Here is a 22448-nt window from a genome sequence, read left to right on the forward strand (position 1 = left end):
AGCACATGGCGAAAACGGTATTAGCTTCGCCAGAACGTGGGTGAAAACAGAACCAGCAACGAAAAGACTTCCAGTCGCCCAAATACCATTCCTACGACTAAAATCCATTTACCTGCATCGGTTACATCCGCATAGTTTGACGCAACACTGCCTAATCCTGGACCAAGGTTATTTAACATGGCTGCGGTAGCGGTAAACGCGCTTAAGTTATCTAGCCCTGTGGCGATTAAGCCAATCATTAGTATCACAAACACAACAGCGTAAGCCGAGAAGAAGCCCCACACTGCCTCAACGACTTTATCGGGCATAGCTCGTTCACCTAACTTAACTGAATACACAGCTTTAGGGTGTATAAGCCTGTCTACTTCACGCTTCCCCTGAAGGAATAGCAAACATACACGCACCACTTTCAACCCGCCCCCCGTTGAACTAGCACAGCCTCCAATAAAACTTGAAAAGATGAGCAGTATAGGTAAAAACGTAGGCCAAATTGAAAAGTCTGTGGTGGCAAACCCTGCGGTTGTACTCACTGATACGGCTTGGATCATGGCTTGGTCGAGTGCGACTTCAGCTGAATCATAAAACCCAGAAAGCGTAAGCACCAAGAAACACAGCAAAATAAGCGTTGCTTGAATAAAGAAGAAGGCCTTAAATTCAGGATCATGAAAATAGCCTTTAACAGAACGGGTGCTTACTGCTGCATAGTGAAGAGAAAAATTAAGCGCCGCTATTAATAAGAAAACCGTACATACCACGTTAACCATTGGGCTATTGAAATAACCAAGGCTAGCATCGTGGGTTGAGAATCCGCCAATAGCAACGGTTGAAAAGGCGTGGCAAATCGCATCAAAAACGTCCATACCGGCCAACCAATAGGCGGCTGCACAGGCGATAGTAATAGAGAGATAAATGTACCAAAGATGTTTTGCTGTATCGGCAATACGGGGGGTCATTTTATTATCTTTTACCGGCCCTGGCGTTTCTGCACGATATAACTGCATCCCCCCAACACCTAGTATAGGGAGTATTGCCACAGCAAGTACGATAATACCCATCCCGCCCAACCACTGTAACTGCTGGCGGTAAAACTGCACCGAGTGTGGCAGGAAATCAATCCCTTCAATAACCGTAGCCCCGGTTGTGGTTAACCCAGAAAATGACTCGAAGAAAGCGTCGGTTACTGTCATGCTCGGTTGTTCTAACAACATAAGAGGCACCGCCCCCACGCTAGCGAGTACCGACCAGAATAAGGCAACAATTAAGAAGCCTTCTCGCGCTCGCAAGTCGTTTTTTTGTTGCCGGTTTGGATACCAAAGTACCATCCCCCCACCAACACAAAAGAAAAACGCAAGGGTAAAGGGCAAACCACTACCATCTTGATATATCAGGGATACCACAGCGGGTGGGATCATAGTTACGCTAAACAGCGCAATAAGTAGCCCTAAAATTCGTACAATGGCACGGTAGTGCATGCTTCTTTATGCCTTTCGTTATTAGTAAACTCGCGATTTACAGTGTTCGCGGTTTTTAGAGGATACAAGATTTTCTACTACATTGACGCGATTATAGGGCTATAAGCAAATTATTTCATCGCTAGTACCGTTTCTACCATTTTATTAATGCTAGCATGGGCTTGTAAGATATTTTGCGCTGTCATATAGGCAGGCGTAGTGACTAGCTTGTTTTCAACATCCACCACGACTTCATCAACGTCGCAGTTAACATGGCAAGCGCCTAAAGCATTAATTGCATTTGCTGTGTCTTCATCAGTACCAATGGTTAATTTTACACCATTGCCATACACGCTAGCGGCTAGTGCAGGAGCGATACAGGCGTAGGCAACAGGCTTCTTCGCTTTCGCAAAATCATTGCACACTGATAGTACATCTTTATCGACAACGCTTTTTTCACCGTCGACAGCAAACGTACAAAGGTTCTTTGCCGCACCAAAGCCACCTGGCAAAATAAGGTAGTCGAAGTCTGATACATTGCACTCAGTAATAGGCTTAACATTACCTCGGGCAATTCGTGCTGACTCTACCAACACATTACGCGTTTCAGCTTCTGAGACTTCGCCGGTTAAATGATTCACCACGTGCATTTGCGACTTATCTGGCGCAAAACATTGATAACCTACCCCAGCTTGTTCAATGGCTAAGAGCGTTAATACAGACTCGTGAATTTCAGCGCCATCAAATACACCACAGCCACTTAGAATTACTGCAACTTGCTTCATAATGTCCTCCTAGACCTTACCAAACCGACTTATGCAATTTTTGGCTATAAAACCATCAACTGTTCAAAAAAAAGTCTTAATAAGCGGTATTGGATTGTTAAATTCTTATGCTACATTATCTGACCAATTTGGTTAAACTAAAAAAAATAAGTTCACCAAGTTATCCACATAAAAAGGAATGATGAGTTGCAGGTACGCAGTCCACTCTCTTATTTTTCATTCCCTTATTTTTATTGCTTTACAGGACGATCTTTCTATTAACAAAGATCGTTCTTTTTGTTGTGCTATTTTTATTAGATCACAACTTTATCCACAGACGATCCCTTTATTAATGTTGCCATGCTCTATGGCGATCCACTAGCGGCTATGGCATGCTTGCGCCTTATTCTAAGCTTGGTTAATGCATAGCTATGACAGATTCTAAAAAGCCTCCTTTCATTCTAGTAGATGGATCATCTTATCTATTTAGAGCATTTCACGGATTGCCGCCCCTGACGAACTCAAAAGGTCAAGATACTGGTGCGATCTATGGTGTTGTCAACATGCTGAAAAGCTTGATTAGACAGTACAACCCTACACACATGGCCGTCATCTTTGATGCCAAAGGTAAAACGTTTCGCGACGATATTTATGAAGAATATAAAGCGAACCGCCCACCTATGCCGGAAGAGTTACGTAGCCAAATAGAACCATTACATACCATTATCAAAGCCATGGGGTTACCTGTAATCGTTGAGTCTGGCGTTGAAGCCGATGATGTTATAGGTACCCTAGCCTGTCGTGCCACAGAACATGGTATCGATACTTTGATCAGTACCGGCGATAAAGACATGGCGCAACTGGTCAACGACAATGTCACCTTGATCAATACCATGACGAATCAGATTATGGATATTGAAGGGGTCAACACGAAATTCGGTATTCCACCGGAACTGGTTATCGACTTCTTAGCCCTAAAGGGTGACAAAGTAGATAACATTCCTGGCGTACCCGGTGTGGGTGATAAAAGTGCCCAAGCGCTATTAAACGGTATTGGTGGCATCAGTGCTATCTATGGCAATCTTGATAAAATTGCCGATCTCTCATTTAGAGGGAGCAAAACCATGGCAGCCAAAATGCAAGAGTATGAAGAGCAAGCTCGCTTGTCATACACCCTTGCCACGATTGCCATTGATTTAGATCTAGAATACAAAATAGATGAGCTACGCCCTACTGCTCCAGATAACCAAACCTTACAGTCGATGTTTGCAGAGTATGAATTCAAGCGCTGGCATACCGAAATTAGCGCATTGATCGCAGGTGATGGTAGTGAGCTTTCAAAAGCAGAAAGCGGGAAAAGTACGTCTGACGCTAGCGAGTCTGAATCAAACGATACAAAGGCAGCGCAGCCAGAAAGTAATATCGATAAATCTGGTTATGACGTGGTGTTAGATGAAGCTACGTTTGAGGCTTGGATTGAAAAACTAAAAGCAGCGCCGCTTATTGCTGTTGATACTGAAACGACCAGTGTTAACTACATGGAAGCTGAACTTGTTGGTGTTTCTTTTTGTATTGAACCTGGTGCTGCGGCTTACGTGCCAGTTGCTCATGATTATCCTGATGCACCCACGCAGTTATCAAGAGAGTACGTGCTAGCAGCATTGAAGCCTATTTTAGAGTCTGAAACCATCATCAAAGTGGGTCAGCATATTAAATATGACAAGAATGTACTCGCGCATTACGACATCACCCTAAATGGTATTGGCTTTGACACTATGCTGGAAAGCTATGTGTTAAACAGCACCGCGCAGCGCCATGACATGGACTCGCTAGCCCTTGCCTATTTAGGTCATAAAACGATTCACTTTGAAGAAATTGCCGGTAAAGGTGCTAAACAGCTTACTTTTAACCAAATTGGGTTAGAAGAAGCAGGCCCTTATGCTGCCGAAGATGCTGATATTACTATGCGCCTTCATCAAGCAATATGGGCAAAGCTAGAGAACGAACCCAAACTTAAAACGCTGTTGGTTGATGTTGAAGTGCCGGTTGCTTGTGTTTTATCTCGTATGGAACAGCAAGGTGTATTAATTGAAAGCCAACGGTTGCGCCAGCAGAGCCAAGATTTAGCTACGCGCATTGCTGAATTGGAAAAAGAAGTACATGAAGAAGCCGGCGAAGTATTTAACTTAGGCTCGCCAAAACAGCTTCAACACATTTTGTTTGAAAAAATGTCGTTACCGGTTATTAAGAAAACCCCCAAGGGTGCCCCTTCTACTTCTGAAGAAGTACTTCAAGAACTTGCCCTTGAATTCCCGTTACCTAAAAAGTTAATGGAATACCGAGGGTTAACAAAGCTTAAAAATACGTATACCGACAAACTTCCTAAGATGATTAATCACCGTACGGGTCGTGTTCATACTTCTTACCATCAAGCTATTACTGCGACGGGCCGGTTATCTTCAACGGATCCTAACCTTCAAAACATTCCTATTAGAAACGAAGAAGGGCGTAAAGTTAGACAAGCTTTTGTTCCTCGTGAAGGGTACAAGATTGTTGCTGCCGATTACTCTCAAATTGAACTTAGAATAATGGCTCACTTGTCGGGCGATGAAGGCCTACTTGATGCATTTGCCCACGGTAGAGATATTCATAAAGCCACCGCTGCGGAAGTGTTTGGGGTAACGTTAGATGAAGTGACTACTGAGCAACGTCGTAGTGCTAAAGCCATTAACTTTGGTTTGATATACGGCATGAGTGCCTTTGGTCTTGCTAAACAACTTAATATTCCTCGTCACGAAGCACAAAAATATATGGACCTATATTTTGAACGCTACCCTGGTGTACTTGACTACATGGATAGCACTCGAGAAGGCGCCAAAGAAAAGGGTTATGTTGAAACTGTGTTTGGTCGTCGCTTGTACCTACCAGACATTAAAGCCAGTAATGGCGCACGTCGTAAAGGCGCAGAGCGGGCGGCAATTAATGCGCCCATGCAAGGTACGGCTGCCGATATCATTAAAATGGCAATGATCAAAGTTGATGATTGGATCAGATCTCTTGAAAGTGACGATGTGCTCATGATGATGCAGGTACACGATGAATTGGTGTTTGAGATTAAAGAAGAACATTTAGAAGAGCAGATGAAGAATATTGTTAGCTTAATGGAAAAAGCTGCAGTATTAAATGTGCCTCTAGTGGTTGAAGCCGGTGTAGGAAATAACTGGGATGAAGCACACTAAGAGGTAATTAGATTACAGAAAATGGTGAGCAATAGCTCAAAATTGGGCAAGTTTGGTAATTTTATTACACTCTTGCTTGCCTTTTTTCACCATTATTGTACCCTAATGCGTGTAGGGTACAGAGGTGAGAAATCTGTTTTCAAACCTTTGCTTTAACCCCGACAGATTTGTCGGGGTTTTTTTATGTCTGAAATTAATCCCCTGAAACAAGATAAGAATAAAATAATTAAAAAACAGATACTTATAGAAAAACAGAAAATTTTCCATCTATTAAAATGAACTAATCGAAATCTGCCCACTCTATATATTCGGTTTTTATGTGTTTTCTCTAAGTATTTTTTGCCCCGCTTTTAGCGGGGCTTTCTTTTATGTGGCCCTTTATTTAGCTCAGTCGTTCAAACTGTTTATTTTATTCTGCGTCAGGTTTTTCTACATCAAGCGCCAACCACTTATTCAGTACGGTTTCTAACTCTGGTAACCCTTGTCGATTTAACGATGAGAAAGTATTAACCGTCACATCACCCATGAACGCCATTGCGGCTTCACGAGCCATTAGCAGCTGCGCCTTTCGCTTTCCTGATTTAAGCTTGTCTGATTTTGTCAACAAAGCTAACACAGGGATATTTGAATCTACTGCCCAGTGAATCAAATCTTGGTCAAGGTCTTTAAATGGATGGCGAATGTCCATTAGCACAACTAGGCCTTTTAGCGACTTACGCTTTTGAAGGTATTCACCCAAAGCTTGTTGCCATTTATTTTTCATCGCAATAGGTACTTGTGCAAACCCGTACCCTGGCAAATCCACCAAACGGCGATCTTCTTCAAGATTAAATACATTGATGAGTTGCGTGCGACCAGGTGTTTTACTGGTTCTTGCTAAGTTCTTTTGGCGAGTAAGCGTGTTTAACGCACTCGACTTCCCCGCATTAGAGCGGCCGGCAAAAGCAACCTCAATTCCGCTGTCATCTTTTAAATGGCGAATATCAGGTGCGCTGATAAAGAACTTTGCTTTGGTGTAATACGACATCTAGACTTACCTCAAATGCGTCATAACCCTAGAATTAAACTCTATTAATGATCTAAACCTGCTAAAAACCATAGTTTTATCATGGAATAGGTTTTTCTGACGCGTTAAATGTGTAAAATACGCATGATATCACGTATGTTACGCGAGCCGTTGGATCCATTTAAGAGATTTATTATGAAAAAACTGTGTTTGTTATTGTGTGTGTCTTTAGGTATTTCAGTTTCTGCGATGGCAGAAGGTGATGCTGAAGCCGGTAAAGCAAAATCTGCAGTATGTGCAGCATGTCATGGTCCTGATGGTAACAGCATGATAGACATGAATCCCAAAATAGCAGGACAACACGAAAAGTACCTCGTTAAGCAATTAATGGAGTTCAAGCTTGCGTCACAGACAGGTGGCGAAGAAGGCCGTAACAATGCCGTAATGAACGGTATGGCAGCCCCTCTTTCAGAACAAGACATGAAAGACCTAGCCGCTTACTTCTCTAGCCAAACACCTAAAGAAGGTGAAACCCCAGAGCAATACATTGAAGCCGGTCGCGCTTTATATCAAGGCGGCGACGAATCTCGTGGTGTAACCGCATGTATTGCTTGTCATGGTCCTAAAGGTAATGGAATGGGCTTAGCGGGTTTTCCTGATATCAGTGGTCAGCATGTAACTTATACTGCAGCACAACTGAAATCATTTCGTGCTGGCGATCGTCACAACGACATGAATGGCATGATGCGTGATATTGCGATGAAATTAACCGATGAAGATATCGAAATTTTATCTAATTATATCGCGGGCTTACACTAAAATTCCAAAAATACATGCGCTTTTGTTAATTAATTGTTGCGCATAAAGTTGTATTTCAAAAATATTCGTGTAATCTATCGCAATAGTTTGTAGGTTTGTCTGAAACACTACATACTAAATAACAAGAATAATAATAAAAATACAACATGGAAGATTGGATAAAGCGCCAAGAAGGCCAAGAACAAAAATGAGCTCTGCAAAAACCAACAAAAAGGGGAGCCAAGCTGGGAAGCACAAATACACATAGACGTGTAAATAACGGGAGAGGTGTCATCTGACACTCAAACAATGTAAGGTGATGGCGAAAGTCATCGCCTTTTTTCTTATCTGAAGAAAAGTTTTATCCTAGGTTACTCCCCTCTTTGCATCACTACATATCTACTTTTCCCCTCATTGAGGTTAATATACTCCCTATAAACTTGTAAAGAAGCTGTCAGTACATTCACTTTCCAATGAATCATGTTGCATTGATGAAGAAGCTTTGAGCAATTCGCGCTATAATACGCACTTTCAATCACTAAAATTTGATACCTTTTATATATGGCACGATCAAAAAAGTCTCGTAAAGTTGGACTCATTGGCGTCAGGAAAGATCCTGACCGTAAACCTGGGCAAAAGCGTCTGGAAAGTACTCCTCGTCCAAAGAAGCACAAAGGCAAACCTGCTGGTAGCCGTCATAACGTTGAGCAAGGTGATAACGCATCGTCTAAACGTCGCGAGAACCAAGACCCACGTTTAGGCAGTAAAAAACCTATTCCTTTGGTCGTTAAAAAAGCGGCAGTTACTACGCCGACCCAAAAGAAAAAGTTTGCTACACCAAGTGAAGAGTTAGCCGCACTTGAAGCCGATCAACGTTTAGCGTCATTGTTAGATAAGCTTGACGATGACAATAAACTTACCAAAGAGCAACAATCTTACGTTGATGAAAAAATGGCCCGCCATCGCATTCTTTGTGATTTGCTTGGCATCGTAGAAGACGATGATGAAGATGACGACGAGACGGATCCATTTGATGATTTAGACGCTATAGATATCAACGACTTTAAGAAATAGTAAGGCGGGCTCTGTTTTATGCTTTGGACAGTGTTAGTTATTGTGGCGTTATTAATTATAGTAGCGCTTAGTTACTATGCAGGTCGTTTGTTGTTCCAATTAAAGCAACAAAATCAACGTCAAAAAAAGATAAGAGACGAACGCATAGAATCTATTAGCGAAAGTATTATTACAATCGCTAAGGCAATGGAGCAACAACAGTGCGACTTGTCTGAAGGTGTGATTAGGATTGTTAATTTACTGGGTGCACTACCCATTTTGTCGCCACCAGACCATAAAGCTTCCTACCCTCATACCTACGCATTATTCTTGGAAGTCAGTGGTTTTGCCGTACTCGAAGACAGACAAAAGCTATCTAAACAAGAAAGGCGTAAGCAAGACATTGCTAGAGAGCAAATTGAGTCAGATTATGAATCTAAAGTATTAAGCGAGATACCGGCAATAAAGTCTTATTGCCAGTCTATTAGCTAGATACTTGTTGCTAGTCGAATAGTAGCTGTAAACATCTTAAAGGCGCTTCTTATGAAGCGCTTTTTTATTGGGGTTTTGTTGGGATTTTATTGTAGATTAGCGCCTCGCTAAACGACGGGTTTCCTCGTAGCAGTGGCAGCCTATAACATGGTCGTTCACTATGCCTACCGCTTGCATGAATGCATAACAAATCGTTTCACCCACAAATGAGAAGCCCTCTTTTTTCAGCGCCTTCGACATAGCTTTGGATTCAGCGGTAAAAGTAGGCGCCTCTTTAAAGTCTTTCCATTCATTGATGATGGTTTTACCGTCGGTAAACTGCCAAATAAAGTCAGAAAAACCCTGGCGCTTTTCGATATTTAAATAGCCATGAGCATTTTTAATAATTGACGCCACTTTCAGCTTGTTGCGCACAATACCAGGGTTCTGCAGGCATGCCACTATTTCTTGCTCATCCATTTGAATTATCTTTGTAGGTTCAAAGTCGTGAAAAGCGGCTTCATAATTTGCTTGTTTTTTTAAGATGGTTATCCACGACAATCCGGCTTGTTGACCATCTAAACACAGTTTCGCGAACAACTCTTTGCTGTCTAAAACGGGTCGCCCCCACTGCTCATCGTGGTATTTTTGATATAGAGGGTCATCACTTACCCATCCACAACGATTCAATCCAGTTGATGTCATAATCTTAAATCGCCTCTTCAATCGACCTTTTAGTCATCTTTTAGCGGGTTTCATGGCGCTTTTTAACGCTTTACACCTACATACTATGCGTTACAAATTGTATACTATCCCACCTTTGAAGATACAGATAACCAATAAGCAGCGGATGTATGCAGAAATACGATATTAATACCTTTCAAGGTTTGATCCTTGCGCTTCAAGATTATTGGGCGCGTCAGGGGTGCGTAATCATTCAGCCCCTTGATATGGAAGTAGGTGCGGGTACCTTTCACCCAATGACATTTCTTCGCTCACTAGGCCCAGAGCCTATGAGCAGTGCCTATGTTCAAACTTGCCGTCGCCCTACTGATGGACGTTACGGTGAAAACCCAAATCGCTTACAACATTATTACCAGTTCCAAGTCATGTTGAAGCCTTCTCCTGACAATATTCAGGAATTGTATTTGGGTTCCTTGAAAGAATTAGGTTTCGATCCACTGGTGCATGACATTCGCTTCGTTGAAGACAACTGGGAGTCACCTACCCTTGGCGCCTGGGGCCTTGGTTGGGAAGTATGGCTTAATGGTATGGAAGTGACTCAGTTCACTTACTTCCAACAAGTTGGCGGTATTGAATGTAAGCCAGTTACCGGCGAAATTACTTATGGCCTAGAACGTTTAGCCATGTATGTACAAGGCGTAGATAGCATTTACGACTTAGTATGGGCAGATGGCCCTATGGGTAAAGTCACCTATGGCGATGTATTCCATCAAAATGAAGTAGAGCAATCTACCTATAACTTTGAATATGCCAACGTCGATGCCCTATTCCGTACATTCGATGAATGCGAAGCAGCTAGCCAACTACTTATCGAGAAGAATTTACCACTACCTGCCTACGAGCAAGTAATGAAGGCATCTCACGCATTTAATATGCTAGATGCTCGCCATGCTATTTCAGTGACAGAGCGTCAACGCTACATTTTACGTGTACGTACGCTTGCAAAAGCATGTGCTGAAAGCTATTTCCAGAAGCGTGAAGCGCTTGGTTTCCCACTTTGTAATAAGGAGTCTTAAGGGTGCGAACAGAGAATTGTTTGATAGAGCTTGGAACAGAAGAGCTTCCACCTAAAGCGCTTAAGTCTCTTGGCGAAGCCTTTGCACAGCAATTTGAGGCAGCACTTAGCGCTGCTGAGCTTAGTTTTACCAGCGTAAGCTGGTTTGCTGCACCACGTCGCTTAGCGGTTTATGTCTCTGCGTTGGCTGAAAGCCAAGCTGATAAAACGGTAGAAAAACGCGGCCCTGCTGTAAGTGCCGCTTTTGATGCAGGTGGCAACCCTACTAAGGCCGCTCAAGGTTGGGCCCGTGGTAATGGTATTAGTGTAGAAGATGCTGAACGCCTTGTTACCGACAAAGGTGAATGGCTGTTGCACAAAGCGCACGTGCCAGGCAAACAGATTGGCGAGTTACTAGAGTCTTTACTTAACCAGGCTATTGCTAAGCTTCCTATCCCTAAAGCGATGCGTTGGGGCAATTACACTACGCAATTTATTCGTCCAGTTCATACCCTTACTGCGTTGTATGGCAGTGAAGTAGTGAACTTGACCGCGTTAGGCTTAGCAAGCGGCAGAACTATTCAAGGGCATCGTTTCCATGGTGAAGCACGCTTTGAGCTAGACCATGCCGATAATTACGCAAGTGCGTTGGAAGCCCATTATGTGGTAGCTGATTTTACCGCGCGCAAAGACAAGGTACGTCAGCAGCTTCAAACTGCTGCTGATGCGCTTTCGCTTACACCTGATTTTAATGAAGATCTTCTTGAAGAAATTGCCTCACTGGTTGAATGGCCGGTAGTGATGCAAGCAAGTTTTGAAGAAGGCTTCTTAGCGGTGCCTAAAGAAGCGCTTATCTACACCATGAAAGACGATCAGAAATACGTCCCATTGCTTGATAACGAAGGTCAGCTTTCTAATACGTTCTTATTTGTAAGTAATATTGAAAGCCAAGATCCTATTCAGGTAATAAGCGGAAATGAAAAAGTTATTCGCCCTCGCCTAGCTGATGCTGAGTTCTTCTTTAACAGTGATAAAAAGACATCACTTGAAAGCAGACTTGCCAGCCTTGAGAGCGTGCTTTTCCAAAAGCAATTAGGAACACTTAAAGAAAAATCTGAACGTATTTCTGCGTTATCCGGTTTTATTGCATCACAAATCGACGCGAGTGAAGCCCTTGCGGCTCGTGCAGGTTTACTTGCTAAAACTGATTTAATGACCAACATGGTTATGGAATTCCCAGACGTACAAGGCGTTATGGGGAAATACTATGCGTTAAATGATGGTGAAGATGCTGCGGTTGCTGAAGCCCTGTACGAACAGTATATGCCTAGGTTTGCTGGCGATGCTTTACCTTCCCAAGGCGTTAGTGCTGCAGTAGCGCTTGCTGACAAGCTAGATACGCTGGTTGGTATTTTTGGTATAGGTCAACTACCGAAAGGTGACAAAGACCCGTTCGCGTTACGCCGTGCCGCTATTGGTGTGCTACGTATTATTACCGAGCTTTCACTGCCTCTCGATCTTGAAGCGCTTGTTGCTAAAGCCGGTGAAGTGTACGGAGATAAGCTTTCTAACCAAGACTTCCAAGCACAGGTTGTCGACTTTGTATTAGCAAGATTTGTCGCGGTGTTGCAAGACCAGGGTATCGCTATTGATGTTATTCAAGCGGTATCTGCCAGACGCCCTACTCAACCAAGCGATTATGTAGCCCGTGTAAACGCCGTAGCCGAGTTTAAACAACTTGAAGAAGCCCAAGCATTGGCAGCTGCTAATAAGCGTGTTGCGAACATTCTAGCGAAGCAAGGTGTCGATAGTAGCGTCAATGCTTCTATAGATGAATCATTGCTAAGTGAAGATGCTGAAAAAGCACTTTATAGCGCGCTAGTTTCTGCTGAGACTGTGGTAACCACAGCTGTTGCTACTCAAGATTACACTAAGATACTTTCGACTATGGCTACCCTACGTAGCGCCATTGATAGTTTCTTCGATGACGTAATGGTAATGGCTGAAGATGACGCGGTTAAACAAAACAGACTTGCGTTGTTATCGCTTTTAAGGCAACTTTTCCTAACTACCGCAGATGTTTCCTTGTTAGCGAAGTCTTAAGTTAGTTTGGTAAGTAAGTTATAGACTAAAAACGCTCAACATCTGTTGGGCGTTTTTTTATTGGAGTTAATGTGAATAAAACCCTATTAATCATTATTTTTTCGCTTTTTGTTTCTGCTTGTTCAAGCAGAAGTGGTTTTTCTATTCCAGAAGTAGCCCAGCCATCACCAAAAATTCAGTTTGAAAACTTGTTCCTTCGAGGCGTATTTAATTGGTGGGAAGCAACATCGGCCTATCAATTTAAAAAAGATAGTAAGGGTTGGTACGTCAATGTAGAGCTTATTGCTGATGGACAACCCTATGACTTTCGTTTGTCTGATGCTATTTGGACGCCGAGTCAAAGTTGTGGAGGTAACTACAAGGGCCAGCCTGTCATGGTAAGCACTAAAATATTTTTAGTCTGCAAACAAGGCTCTGAAAACCTACAATTTACACCCTCCAATACGGGTATTTATCGCTTTCAGGTTGCTCCTGCAGATGACAATGAAGTGAGTTTGGTGATAACGAGAATGCCGTAGGGCCTTAGTTCCTGACCGCTTACGTCACTGATTCATCGCGCTACAATGAAGAATAAGAGTAGGCATTAAGCCTACTCTTTTTTAATCTGGTTTTTGGTATTAGCGTATTGTTATCTCAATTACTTACACCTAATTCCTACCTTTCCTATCCCTAATTATCGCTGATTAACGCTCGACTAAAATCGTCACTACGTTGTCATATTGTCGTTGCTCAAATTCACCTGTCGCCACACCAGTATCATCCGTTAATGGAAAGACATAGCGCGGCGTCATTATGACTTCATAATCATCAGTACCCGATGGAATAACCTCTACTTCTAAAAAGCCATAATGTTTACCACCCGACACTAGCTTTGCCCCTTCCCATACTTCAGGCGCGTCTCCATGGGCGCTCCAATGGGTTTCTTGCGCTTCAAGTGGTAGCAAGTCAAATGGTACATAATCTGTTGTAGGCGGATACCCTGGGCCGCGCAAACCATCACCGGCAAAACCTACATCCCAATAGCTTACGCCATTAATGCTCACATATTCTAAAAGCTCGTCATGGCCGGAAAGCACTGCAGTAACACCATATTGCTCAAAGAGGTTTTGATAGACTCGCATTGGCATACCTGATTGCGTATCTTCATTTTCAGCTATTCCGGCATCACCGGAAGGTAAGCTATGCACACCTGTACCAAAAGCACTATGATGGAACTGCACGAATATTATTTGGCCCATTGATTGAGCTTCGCTTAACGCTTGTTGAGCCCATTCCCATTGTTCACTACCGGGATTAAAATCTGGAACACTAGACGCTTCACCATCTATAAAAAGATTAGTATCTTCGCTTTGCTCATCATCATTCCCGTTAGACGAATCTAGTGTTATTAGTGTGACAGGCCCGTAATCTACACGATAGTAACGTTTTTCATAGCGCGCATTTGTTGCATCGTTTGTTGGTAAATCCCAATAGGTACTCCACTTATCATAAGAGAGCATTGATGCTAACGTGTTATACCCAGTGTCATCAGGGTGCCAATAGTTCTCATGGTTTCCTAAGGCCGGAAAGATAGGAGTAGAGGTTGCCAACGCTCCCCATTCGCCGGCGCTGTGACGCCAAAACTCATCCCAGTCAAGTTGTCGCCCACCTTTCTCAACTAAATCTCCTGCTATTACCCAGAAGTCAGGGCTTTGTGATTCTGCGTATATTAGGTTTTGATGAAAGCCTATAGTTTGATCTACTGGATATTGACGCGTATAGGTGTCTGGATCTGTACCTAGTTTGTCTCCCCCGATGGCCAACGCACTTGCTGTCCAGCGCACTGTTTTTTCCGTTGATTCAGGTTCGGTCTCCATATCAGACATAGCAATGAATTTTATTGTTTCGCGGCTACCAACAGTAGGGGCAGATTTTAGTGTTGATGAGAAGTCTTCTACCCCCTGCTGCTCAACTTTATACTCGTAGTTAGTGCTTGGGCTAAGGCCAGATATTCTCACACTGTGTTTATAGCTTACTGCAGGCGCCTCGCCTTCTACTGCGTCACTGTGCACTTCACTATAGTTCTCTTCGCTATGAATATAAGTAACTTCTGAATCGCCATAGCTAAGTGACTCGGCTAATACTGGCTCTGAAATGAATGCGCCTATATCTTCAATGGTGACGGTTCCAGGTTCATCGAGCTCGCTAAACCAAGTTACCGTGATTTCATTTTCTGTTGGGTTCTGTACATAAGGTAGGACAGAATAGCTGTGTGCAATTGCTTCATCGCTAGGTGGGTTATCGCTGCTGTTACAACCAGAAATCACTGCCGCCAGCAGTATGCTCGAAATTAGTTTGTTGCGTATTGAGGGGGTCATTAAGCTCATATCCTTTGTGTAATCTTCGAATTAAACTATTCTTCTAGTCGTTTGAATTCAGTGATATTTAACGTGCGGATATAATAGATAAGCGATAAGGCGGTTTAATTACATTTTCACGAACGTTTTATGTTTGTTTTGCTACTCACTTCTTTTGTTGCAATAGATACAACCTGTTGTTTAAAAATAAAAAAGCCCGGATTCTTTTTGTTAAAGAAGCCAGGCTTTTCTTTATCTCTTCACACTAAGGTTTGGGGTCATTGACCTCTTACACGTCTAAGTTTTCTACTCTTAACGCGTTAGCTTCAATGAAGTTTCGTCTTGGCTCTACTTGGTCACCCATTAACGTAGTAAACAGTTGATCACACGCTATGGCATCTTCAATCTTCACTTGAAGCATTCTACGACCTTCAGGATCCATGGTAGTTTCCCAAAGCTGGCTTGGGTTCATCTCACCTAGCCCTTTATAGCGCTGAATGTACTGACCGCGTTTAGCTTCACTCATTAACCAATCTAACGCGTCTTTGAATGACTCTACAGGCATTTTGCGATCACCACGTTGTATGAACGCATTAGAGCTCATCATGTCGTTAATCGCCAAATTAAGCTCTTTAAGACGCTGATATTCAGTAGACTCAATAAAGTCGTGACCAATTACGTATTCGTAATCGATACCATGCATACGCATGATAATAGTGATATAGAACTCGCTAAGTTCGATATCTCTGCGAATTTCATAACGGTATGTTGCGCCATCATTTTCACGTTCAGTAAGCTGTGCTACAAAGTGCTCAGCCACGTTTGCTAGCGTGCTTTCGTCTTTTAAATCTTCTAGATTCAATGTAGGCGTATAAATCATTCTATAAAGAATAGAGGAAGGCATTAGACGCTTCATGCGCGTAATCATCTTCTCTGCAGATTGGTATAAAGTTACCAATTGCTCTAACGCGACACCGCTGATACCTGGATCATCATCACTAGTATGCAAAGATGCGCCATCAATAGCGATAGACGTTAGGTATGCCGTTAACGCATCATCATCTTTCAGATACTGTTCTTGCTTACCTTTTTTCACTTTATAAAGCGGCGGCTGTGCGATATAGATATAACCACGTTCAATGATTTCTGGCATTTGACGGTAGAAAAATGTCAGTAGCAATGTACGAATGTGCGAGCCATCCACATCAGCATCTGTCATGATAATGATGCTGTGATAACGTAGTTTTTCTGGGTTATATTCGTCGCGTCCAATACCGCAACCTAGTGCGGTGATCAGCGTGGCTACTTCTTGTGAAGAAAGCATTTTGTCAAAACGTGCTTTCTCAACGTTCAGTATTTTACCTTTGAGCGGAAGAATAGCTTGGTTCTTACGGTTTCGTCCCTGCTTGGCTGAACCGCCAGCAGAGTCCCCTTCCACTATATATAGCTCGCTTAGTGCAGGATCTTTTTCCTGACAATCAGCAAGTTTACCTGGCAAACCAGCTAAGTCTAATGCACCTTTACGGCGAGTCATTTCTCGGGCTTTACGAGCAGCTTCACGTGCTCGAGCTGCATCGATAATCTTACCAGCGATAATTCGACTCTCTGCAGGGTTCTCAAGTAGGAACTCTGCAAGCTTCTCATTCATTGCCGACTCAACTGCGGATTTCACTTCTGATGAAACAAGTTTGTCTTTAGTTTGTGAAGAGAATTTAGGATCAGGTACTTTTACAGATACAACTGCCGTTAGACCTTCGCGGGCGTCATCGCCACTGGCGTTTGTCTTGGCCTTCTTGTTCATCCCTTCCTTTTCCATATAGTTGTTAAGCGTTCGCGTTAACGCACCACGGAAACCGGCTAAGTGAGTACCACCGTCTCTTTGAGGAATGTTGTTGGTAAAGCAGTAAATATTTTCTTGGAAACCATCGTTCCACTGCATAGCAACTTCAACGGAAGTACCGTCTTCTTGTTCATGTGTGAAATGAAAAACCTTCTGATGAACAGGCGTTTTCTTTTCATTCAAATATTCTACGAAAGCTTTTATACCACCTTCATACATGAAGAGGTCTTCTTTTCCGTCACGCTCATCTTTAAGGCGAATGGAAATACCAGAGTTAAGAAAAGATAGCTCTCGTAAACGCTTAGCTAAAATATCATAGTGGAACAAGGTATTCGTAAAGGTATCTGAACTTGGCCAAAAACGTACGCTGGTACCTGTTTTATCGGTTTCGCCAATTACGGCTAAAGGCGCTTGAGGAACACCATGTTGATATTCTTGTTCGTGAGTTTTACCCTCACGACGAATACGCAGCTTTAATTTTCTAGATAAAGCATTTACTACTGATACACCTACTCCGTGAAGTCCGCCTGATACTTTATAAGAGTTATCATCGAACTTACCGCCGGCATGCAGGACCGTCATAATAACTTCTGCTGCGGATATACCTTCTTCATCATGTATTGCTGTCGGAATTCCACGACCATCATCGTAAACAGAAACAGAGCCATCTGTGTGTATTTGCACAACGATTTCTGAACAGTGTCCAGCCAATGCTTCATCTATCGAGTTATCAACAACCTCGAAAACCATGTGGTGAAGTCCTGTGCCATCGTCCGTGTCACCGATATACATACCAGGACGCTTTCGTACGGCGTCTAATCCTTTAAGTACCTTGATACTGGACGAGTCGTAATTATTCTGTTCTGACATACTAGGTTTTACTCCTCTTTCACGCTTCCATGTTCCACGTGAAACATTTTCTTTTCGTTATATTTTTGTATGAATTCAAGCTGCGAAGATTCAATTGCAGTAACGAAAACCTGCGTATCCATATCCAACAGCCCGTCTATAAATAACTCACGTTTATCGGCGTCAAGTTCTGCGCCTACATCATCTAACAAGAAGATACTCTTTCTGCTAGTTAAAGTATTAAATAGTTCCGTTTGCGCCATTTGCAGCGCCGCAACAGCCATTCTAAGCTGCCCTCGAGATAATAACTCTTGGGCATTAACCCCATTCACTTTTAGCTTAATATCAGCCTTGTGGGGGCCAGAAGTTGTATGACCTATTTTACCATCATACTCACGTTTTTTAACTAAGCTTTCTGCTAAAGATGCATCTTTTTCCCATCCTTTGGAGTAATTCAAGGAAACGTCGTACTCAGCTAGAAAAGTTGAGGCATATTTTTCAAATAAAGGCGCCAATTTTGAGATATATTCTTCACGTTTAGTAGATAGCGCTTCGGCACGTTCTAAAAAACACTGTTCCCAATATTGATTTTGAGGGGCCGATAAATCTGATTGTTGTTTCAGTAATGCATTACGGTGCTTAAGAAATTTAGAAAACTGCACCGACAGCATTTGAAAATCATGTTCCACGTGAAACAATCCCCAATCACAAAATCGTCTACGCTCAGAAGGTGACCCTAAAATAAGGTCAGTACTTTGGGGGGTAAATAATTGTACCGGTACTAAACTGACTAAGTCAGAAAGTTTATTCGAATGCTCACCGTTAATGCTACAGGTAAACGTATCATTTCGACGACGTTGGAAACCTACATTAAGTTTCTCGCTATCCTCATTCCGGCAGCTGGCAAATACACTGAACTCTTCTTCCCCTGTTTTAATAACAGAACTATGTTTACTGGTACGAAAAGATCTTCCAAAACCTAAATAAAAAATAGACTCAACTAAAGAAGATTTACCACTACCGTTAACACCGCGAATAATCGTTAAAGCGGGGGAAGGCGTTAACGTTGCAGAAGAAATGTTACGGAAGTTCGTAAGCTGGACTTTGTCCAGTTTCATAAGAAGACTCGGTAAAACGCACGGTAATAAAAGATAAACGGCGATGGAATGAATCTAAAAATCCTAGAATTTAGATCCACACGCATCGCCGATAAATAATGAAATGTATTAATAATTACAAACGCATTGGCATAATGACATAAAGTGCAGCATCGTCGGCAGCATCTTCAATCAATGCACTCGCGTTAGAATCTGATAGACTGATTTTCACATCATCAGAGCCCAATGAATTAAGTACATCGATAAGATACGCAACATTGAAGCCAATCTCTAAATCGTCACCTTGATAATTTACATCTACAATTTCTTCCGCTTCTTCTTGCTCTGGGTTATTTGCTGTAATTTTCAATTCACCAGAAGAAAGATTTAATCGAACACCGCGGAATTTTTCGTTAGATAAAATAGCGGCACGAGAAAACGCATCTTTTAATACCGCTTTGCTAGCAACTATTTCTTTATCGCCATCTTGTGGAAGTACGCGACGATAATCAGGGAATCGGCCATCTACCAATTTAGAGGTAAAGATGAAGTCATTTGAGAATATACGCAGGTGATTCGCACCAATTTGTACTTTCAGTGATTTATCGTCATCCGTGATCAAACGAGAAATCTCAAGCACACCCTTACGAGGAATAATGACTTGCCGAGCAGGTAGAGTTGTTTCGTAGCTTAGTCTGCACAGTGCTAAACGATGGCCATCAGTTGCTACGGTACGAATAATATTTTCTTCCGTCTCAAGGGACATACCGTTCAAATAATAACGTACATCTTGCTGCGCCATCGAGAAGCTTGTTGAATCAATTAAACACTTCATATCACTGCAGGTGATTTCAAACTCTACTTCGCCTTCCCAATCTTCAAGGTTGGGATAATCATTGGCTGATAACGTAGATAGGGTGTAACGACCACGCCCTGCTTTAATAAGCGCCTTGTTACCATCAATAGAGAAATGAATATCGGTGCCTTCAGAAATACCGCGAATGATATCGAAGAGTTTCTTGGCAGGAACGGTTATTTCGCCCTCGGTGAACTCCCCTTCTAGCTTAACACTAGAAATGAGTTCAACCTCTAAATCTGTACCTGTTAACCATAGTGCGTCTTCACTAACTTTAATGAGCACGTTGGAAAGGATAGGTAAAGTGTGTCTACGCTCTACAGCCCCCGATACCAGCTGAAGGGGTTGTAAAAATTGTTCGCGGCTTATACTAAATTTCATTGCTGTGCTATCTCGCCTCTAAAGGTCATTTTTTAGGAAGACAAAGTCCGAATGAGGTTCTTATAGTCTTCTTTTATATCATGACTTTCTTCTCTAAGCTGCGTTATTTTTCTGCAAGCATGAAGTACCGTTGTGTGGTCTCGCCCACCAAAGGCATTTCCTAACTCAGGCAAGCTATGATTGGTTAGCTCTTTCGCTAACGCCATCGCCACTTGTCTGGGCCTTGCAACACTTCTGCTTCTTCGCTTAGATAAAATGTCAGCAACTTTAATCTTATAATAATCTGCCACAGTTTTCTGAATATTATCAACAGTAACTAACTTTTCTTGAAGTGCGAGTAAATCTCTTAACGCTTCACGAACAAAATCGATGGTTATCGGTCGGCCAGTAAAGTTAGCGTTAGCAATTACTCGGTTCAATGCCCCTTCTAATTCACGAACATTCGAACGCAAACGTTTGGCAATAAAGAACGCCACTTCATTCGGTAACTGAATACGGTTCTCGGCAGCTTTACGCATTAAAATAGCGACGCGAGTTTCTAATTCAGGTGGCTCGATAGCTATCGTTAAGCCCCAACCAAAGCGTGATTTAAGGCGATCTTCTACCCCATCAATTTCCTTTGGATATCTATCAGAGGTAAGAATAATTTGTTGATTACCTTCAAGTAGCGCATTGAAGGTATGAAAGAACTCTTCTTGAGAGCGTTCTTTATTAGCGAAGAATTGAATATCATCAATTAATAGCGCATCAACAGAACGGTAGAAGCGTTTAAAGTCTTCTATCGCATTATTTTGTAATGCCTTAACCATATCTTGCACAAAGCGTTCTGAATGCATATATACAATTCTAGCATTTTCGTTATTCGCTACTATGCCATTACCCACAGCATGCAATAAGTGAGTTTTACCTAAACCCGTTCCGCCATAAATAAATAATGGGTTATAAGAACTACCAGGGTTATTGGCAACCTGCGTGGCGGCGGCACGAGCTAACTGGTTAGATTTACCTTCAACAAAGTTATCAAACTGATAAGTCGGATTGATATTACTTTTATGTTTAGCCGCTTCAGGTATAGGGATCACCTTAGGTTGCTGTGGTGCAGATCGCATTGTGTTAGATCCACCGCTTCGTTGATCATACTGTCTATTGTCGTTATTAGACGTAGAGTGAGTATGCTGGCTATATCCAGTTTGCGGCATAGCAGATCGCGCACTAGCCTGAACTGGCGATGGCGCATTATTATTACTATTAGAATGACTATTAGGCTGTTGAACACTTCCCGCTTGGCTTGGTGTTTCTGATGCCGATCGCCCAGAAAATTGATTAGACAAATGATCGCGATCTTGATTATACGATTGACTAGGAGCCTGGTATGTCGATTGGCTTTGATTTCCGCTGTGGCCTTGATTACCGCTAAAGCTCTGATTGTCACTAGAAACCTGCTGCGCAGGGGAAGATGCAGCCGCTCTACTACGACTTAAACTTTCTCTACTCATTACATCAAGACGTAACTGTGGCGCATTTTGCCCAGCAAATTCGCGTAATAATCCAGTAATATTATCGAGATACTTATCTCTTACCCAATCAAGAATAAAACGGTTAGGGGCAAAAAGAGCCACAACACCTTCTTCTTCTTGAGGAACCAAAGGTCTGATCCACATACTAAATTGTTGCGTGGGTAATTCTTGGCGCAAACGCTCAAGACATTGATTCCATAAAGACATGTAAGTTACTTAGCTCCGGTAACTCGCAAATAGCAACCAATACAAAGAAACAGGCACCGAAATGCGCGCCGAGAAGAATAATCAGGCGGGTGTATACTGTTGGGTAGCAGCGAGAAATTGTTTTATCATTTTAATAGCTGTGGATTATCTTACTTTATCAACAAAAAGTAAATGGTGATCTTTGCGGATCATCAGGATCAAAAATGTAACTTACTGATAATAAAAGAAAGACTTCTTATTCTAAATTGTGCTTAATTTAGCTTCATTAAGAATTAAAACCAGCAAAAACAAATCAGATCTCGCATTAAATAGCGTATTTTTAAGGTCGAACATTCAATTTTTGTGGATAAATTGACAGTTACAACCAGTTTATTCACAGTTAATTTTCAACGCACTGATTGGCTTTTAGGCCTTTTCAGCAAACTTTGTTCACATTTTCTACCAAAATAGTGGATTATTGATTGACAGCAGCCCCCGAGATCTCTAGAATTCAGCGTCCTTTTTCGATGGGCTTTTCTGGTGATAAGCACAACTTACTCTGGCAACAGAATAAAGTGTTTACCAAAAACGCCTATGTTTAATTAAATATAAGTGAGACTTTGGTCATGAAAAGAACATTTCAACCGAGCAATTTGAAGCGTAAGCGTTCTCACGGTTTTCGTGCTCGTATGGCGACTAAAAATGGTCGTAAAATACTAGCAGCTCGCCGTGCAAAAGGCCGCGCTCGTCTTTCTGCTTAAGC

General features: G+C 42.3%; 17 protein-coding genes. 8 read left to right on the plus strand and 9 right to left on the minus strand.

The annotated features are described in order from the left end of the window. Nucleotides 1-20: 20 nt before the first annotated feature. Together Q4561_RS06675 and elbB are read right to left on the minus strand one after the other, a co-directional pair. Nucleotides 21-1472: a TrkH family potassium uptake protein gene (locus Q4561_RS06675; RefSeq protein ID WP_303458554.1), complete on the minus strand. Its 1452-nt coding sequence runs from the start codon at nucleotides 1470-1472 to the stop codon at nucleotides 21-23. Between the two features lie 110 nt (nucleotides 1473-1582). Further along, nucleotides 1583-2236, minus strand: a complete 654-nt coding sequence (gene elbB, locus Q4561_RS06680) for an isoprenoid biosynthesis glyoxalase ElbB (RefSeq protein ID WP_303458555.1) — start codon at nucleotides 2234-2236, stop codon at nucleotides 1583-1585. A gap of 410 nt (nucleotides 2237-2646) precedes the next feature. Here elbB and polA point away from each other — a divergent pair, with 410 nt between their 5' ends. Further along, nucleotides 2647-5454, plus strand: coding sequence for a DNA polymerase I (polA, locus tag Q4561_RS06685; RefSeq protein ID WP_303458557.1), 2808 nt, complete (start codon nucleotides 2647-2649; stop codon nucleotides 5452-5454). Between the two features lie 409 nt (nucleotides 5455-5863). On the opposite strand, the gene yihA is transcribed toward polA, so the two are convergent. After that, nucleotides 5864-6481, minus strand: a complete 618-nt coding sequence (gene yihA / locus Q4561_RS06690; protein WP_303458559.1) for a ribosome biogenesis GTP-binding protein YihA/YsxC — start codon at nucleotides 6479-6481, stop codon at nucleotides 5864-5866. Between the two features lie 174 nt (nucleotides 6482-6655). Between yihA and Q4561_RS06695 the strand changes: the two genes are divergently transcribed. The 3 genes from Q4561_RS06695 to Q4561_RS06705 all read left to right on the plus strand — a co-directional run bounded on the left by Q4561_RS06695 (nucleotide 6656) and on the right by Q4561_RS06705 (nucleotide 8803). Further along, a complete protein-coding gene (locus Q4561_RS06695) occupies nucleotides 6656-7279 on the plus strand; it encodes a cytochrome c (RefSeq protein ID WP_303458561.1) in 624 nt (207 codons plus the stop codon). 540 nt (nucleotides 7280-7819) lie between these two features. After that, the gene (gene yihI, locus Q4561_RS06700; RefSeq protein ID WP_303458563.1) at nucleotides 7820-8332 is read left to right on the plus strand and encodes a Der GTPase-activating protein YihI; all 513 of its coding nucleotides are present in this window, start codon (nucleotides 7820-7822) and stop codon (nucleotides 8330-8332) included. Between the two features lie 18 nt (nucleotides 8333-8350). Further along, on the plus strand, nucleotides 8351-8803 hold the full coding sequence (locus Q4561_RS06705) for a DUF2489 domain-containing protein (RefSeq protein WP_303458565.1): 453 nt from the start codon (nucleotides 8351-8353) through the stop codon (nucleotides 8801-8803). Between the two features lie 96 nt (nucleotides 8804-8899). Here Q4561_RS06705 and Q4561_RS06710 read toward each other — a convergent pair whose 3' ends face one another. Beyond that, the gene (locus tag Q4561_RS06710) at nucleotides 8900-9487 is read right to left on the minus strand and encodes a DNA-3-methyladenine glycosylase I (protein WP_303458566.1); all 588 of its coding nucleotides are present in this window, start codon (nucleotides 9485-9487) and stop codon (nucleotides 8900-8902) included. Nucleotides 9488-9636: 149 nt separating this feature from the next. Here Q4561_RS06710 and glyQ point away from each other — a divergent pair, with 149 nt between their 5' ends. From glyQ to Q4561_RS06725, 3 genes are all read left to right on the plus strand, one after another. Further along, the gene (glyQ, locus tag Q4561_RS06715) at nucleotides 9637-10542 is read left to right on the plus strand and encodes a glycine--tRNA ligase subunit alpha (RefSeq protein ID WP_013782512.1); all 906 of its coding nucleotides are present in this window, start codon (nucleotides 9637-9639) and stop codon (nucleotides 10540-10542) included. A 2-nt stretch (nucleotides 10543-10544) separates the two neighbouring features. Further along, on the plus strand, nucleotides 10545-12623 hold the full coding sequence (gene glyS / locus Q4561_RS06720) for a glycine--tRNA ligase subunit beta (RefSeq protein WP_303458568.1): 2079 nt from the start codon (nucleotides 10545-10547) through the stop codon (nucleotides 12621-12623). Between the two features lie 71 nt (nucleotides 12624-12694). Further along, the gene (locus Q4561_RS06725) at nucleotides 12695-13141 is read left to right on the plus strand and encodes a hypothetical protein (RefSeq protein ID WP_303458569.1); all 447 of its coding nucleotides are present in this window, start codon (nucleotides 12695-12697) and stop codon (nucleotides 13139-13141) included. Between the two features lie 165 nt (nucleotides 13142-13306). Here Q4561_RS06725 and Q4561_RS06730 read toward each other — a convergent pair whose 3' ends face one another. The 5 genes from Q4561_RS06730 to dnaA form a co-directional block, all read right to left on the minus strand. Then, on the minus strand, nucleotides 13307-14980 hold the full coding sequence (locus tag Q4561_RS06730) for a metallophosphoesterase family protein (RefSeq protein ID WP_303458570.1): 1674 nt from the start codon (nucleotides 14978-14980) through the stop codon (nucleotides 13307-13309). A 268-nt stretch (nucleotides 14981-15248) separates the two neighbouring features. Further along, entirely contained in the window at nucleotides 15249-17669 is a 2421-nt protein-coding gene (gene gyrB, locus Q4561_RS06735) for a DNA topoisomerase (ATP-hydrolyzing) subunit B (protein WP_303458572.1), read from the minus strand. An 8-nt stretch (nucleotides 17670-17677) separates the two neighbouring features. After that, a complete protein-coding gene (recF, locus tag Q4561_RS06740) occupies nucleotides 17678-18766 on the minus strand; it encodes a DNA replication/repair protein RecF (protein WP_303458574.1) in 1089 nt (362 codons plus the stop codon). Nucleotides 18767-18881: 115 nt separating this feature from the next. After that, nucleotides 18882-19982 (minus strand): DNA polymerase III subunit beta, encoded by a 1101-nt coding sequence (gene dnaN / locus Q4561_RS06745; protein ID WP_303458575.1) that lies wholly within the window; start codon nucleotides 19980-19982, stop codon nucleotides 18882-18884. A gap of 32 nt (nucleotides 19983-20014) precedes the next feature. Next, a complete protein-coding gene (gene dnaA / locus Q4561_RS06750; RefSeq protein WP_303458576.1) occupies nucleotides 20015-21706 on the minus strand; it encodes a chromosomal replication initiator protein DnaA in 1692 nt (563 codons plus the stop codon). A 605-nt stretch (nucleotides 21707-22311) separates the two neighbouring features. On the opposite strand from dnaA, the gene rpmH reads away from it, so the two are divergent. After that, nucleotides 22312-22446, plus strand: a complete 135-nt coding sequence (rpmH, locus tag Q4561_RS06755; RefSeq protein ID WP_049791785.1) for a 50S ribosomal protein L34 — start codon at nucleotides 22312-22314, stop codon at nucleotides 22444-22446. Nucleotides 22447-22448 lie beyond the last annotated feature (2 nt).

Source organism: Alteromonas sp. 1_MG-2023 (assembly GCF_030547075.1).
Lineage (GTDB): Bacteria > Pseudomonadota > Gammaproteobacteria > Enterobacterales > Alteromonadaceae > Alteromonas.

Bases quoted from the DNA above. Each gene is read 5' to 3' on its own strand.
- Q4561_RS06675 (WP_303458554.1), bottom strand. From the start codon at position 1,472: ATGCACTACCGTGCCATTGTACGAATTTTAGGGCTACTTATTGCGCTG.
- elbB (WP_303458555.1), bottom strand. From the start codon at position 2,236: ATGAAGCAAGTTGCAGTAATTCTAAGTGGCTGTGGTGTATTTGATGGC.
- polA (WP_303458557.1), top strand. From the start codon at position 2,647: ATGACAGATTCTAAAAAGCCTCCTTTCATTCTAGTAGATGGATCATCT.
- yihA (WP_303458559.1), bottom strand. From the start codon at position 6,481: ATGTCGTATTACACCAAAGCAAAGTTCTTTATCAGCGCACCTGATATT.
- Q4561_RS06695 (WP_303458561.1), top strand. From the start codon at position 6,656: ATGAAAAAACTGTGTTTGTTATTGTGTGTGTCTTTAGGTATTTCAGTT.
- yihI (WP_303458563.1), top strand. From the start codon at position 7,820: ATGGCACGATCAAAAAAGTCTCGTAAAGTTGGACTCATTGGCGTCAGG.
- Q4561_RS06705 (WP_303458565.1), top strand. From the start codon at position 8,351: ATGCTTTGGACAGTGTTAGTTATTGTGGCGTTATTAATTATAGTAGCG.
- Q4561_RS06710 (WP_303458566.1), bottom strand. From the start codon at position 9,487: ATGACATCAACTGGATTGAATCGTTGTGGATGGGTAAGTGATGACCCT.
- glyQ (WP_013782512.1), top strand. From the start codon at position 9,637: ATGCAGAAATACGATATTAATACCTTTCAAGGTTTGATCCTTGCGCTT.
- Q4561_RS06730 (WP_303458570.1), bottom strand. From the start codon at position 14,980: ATGACCCCCTCAATACGCAACAAACTAATTTCGAGCATACTGCTGGCG.
- gyrB (WP_303458572.1), bottom strand. From the start codon at position 17,669: ATGTCAGAACAGAATAATTACGACTCGTCCAGTATCAAGGTACTTAAA.
- recF (WP_303458574.1), bottom strand. From the start codon at position 18,766: ATGAAACTGGACAAAGTCCAGCTTACGAACTTCCGTAACATTTCTTCT.
- dnaN (WP_303458575.1), bottom strand. From the start codon at position 19,982: ATGAAATTTAGTATAAGCCGCGAACAATTTTTACAACCCCTTCAGCTG.
- dnaA (WP_303458576.1), bottom strand. From the start codon at position 21,706: ATGTCTTTATGGAATCAATGTCTTGAGCGTTTGCGCCAAGAATTACCC.
- rpmH (WP_049791785.1), top strand. From the start codon at position 22,312: ATGAAAAGAACATTTCAACCGAGCAATTTGAAGCGTAAGCGTTCTCAC.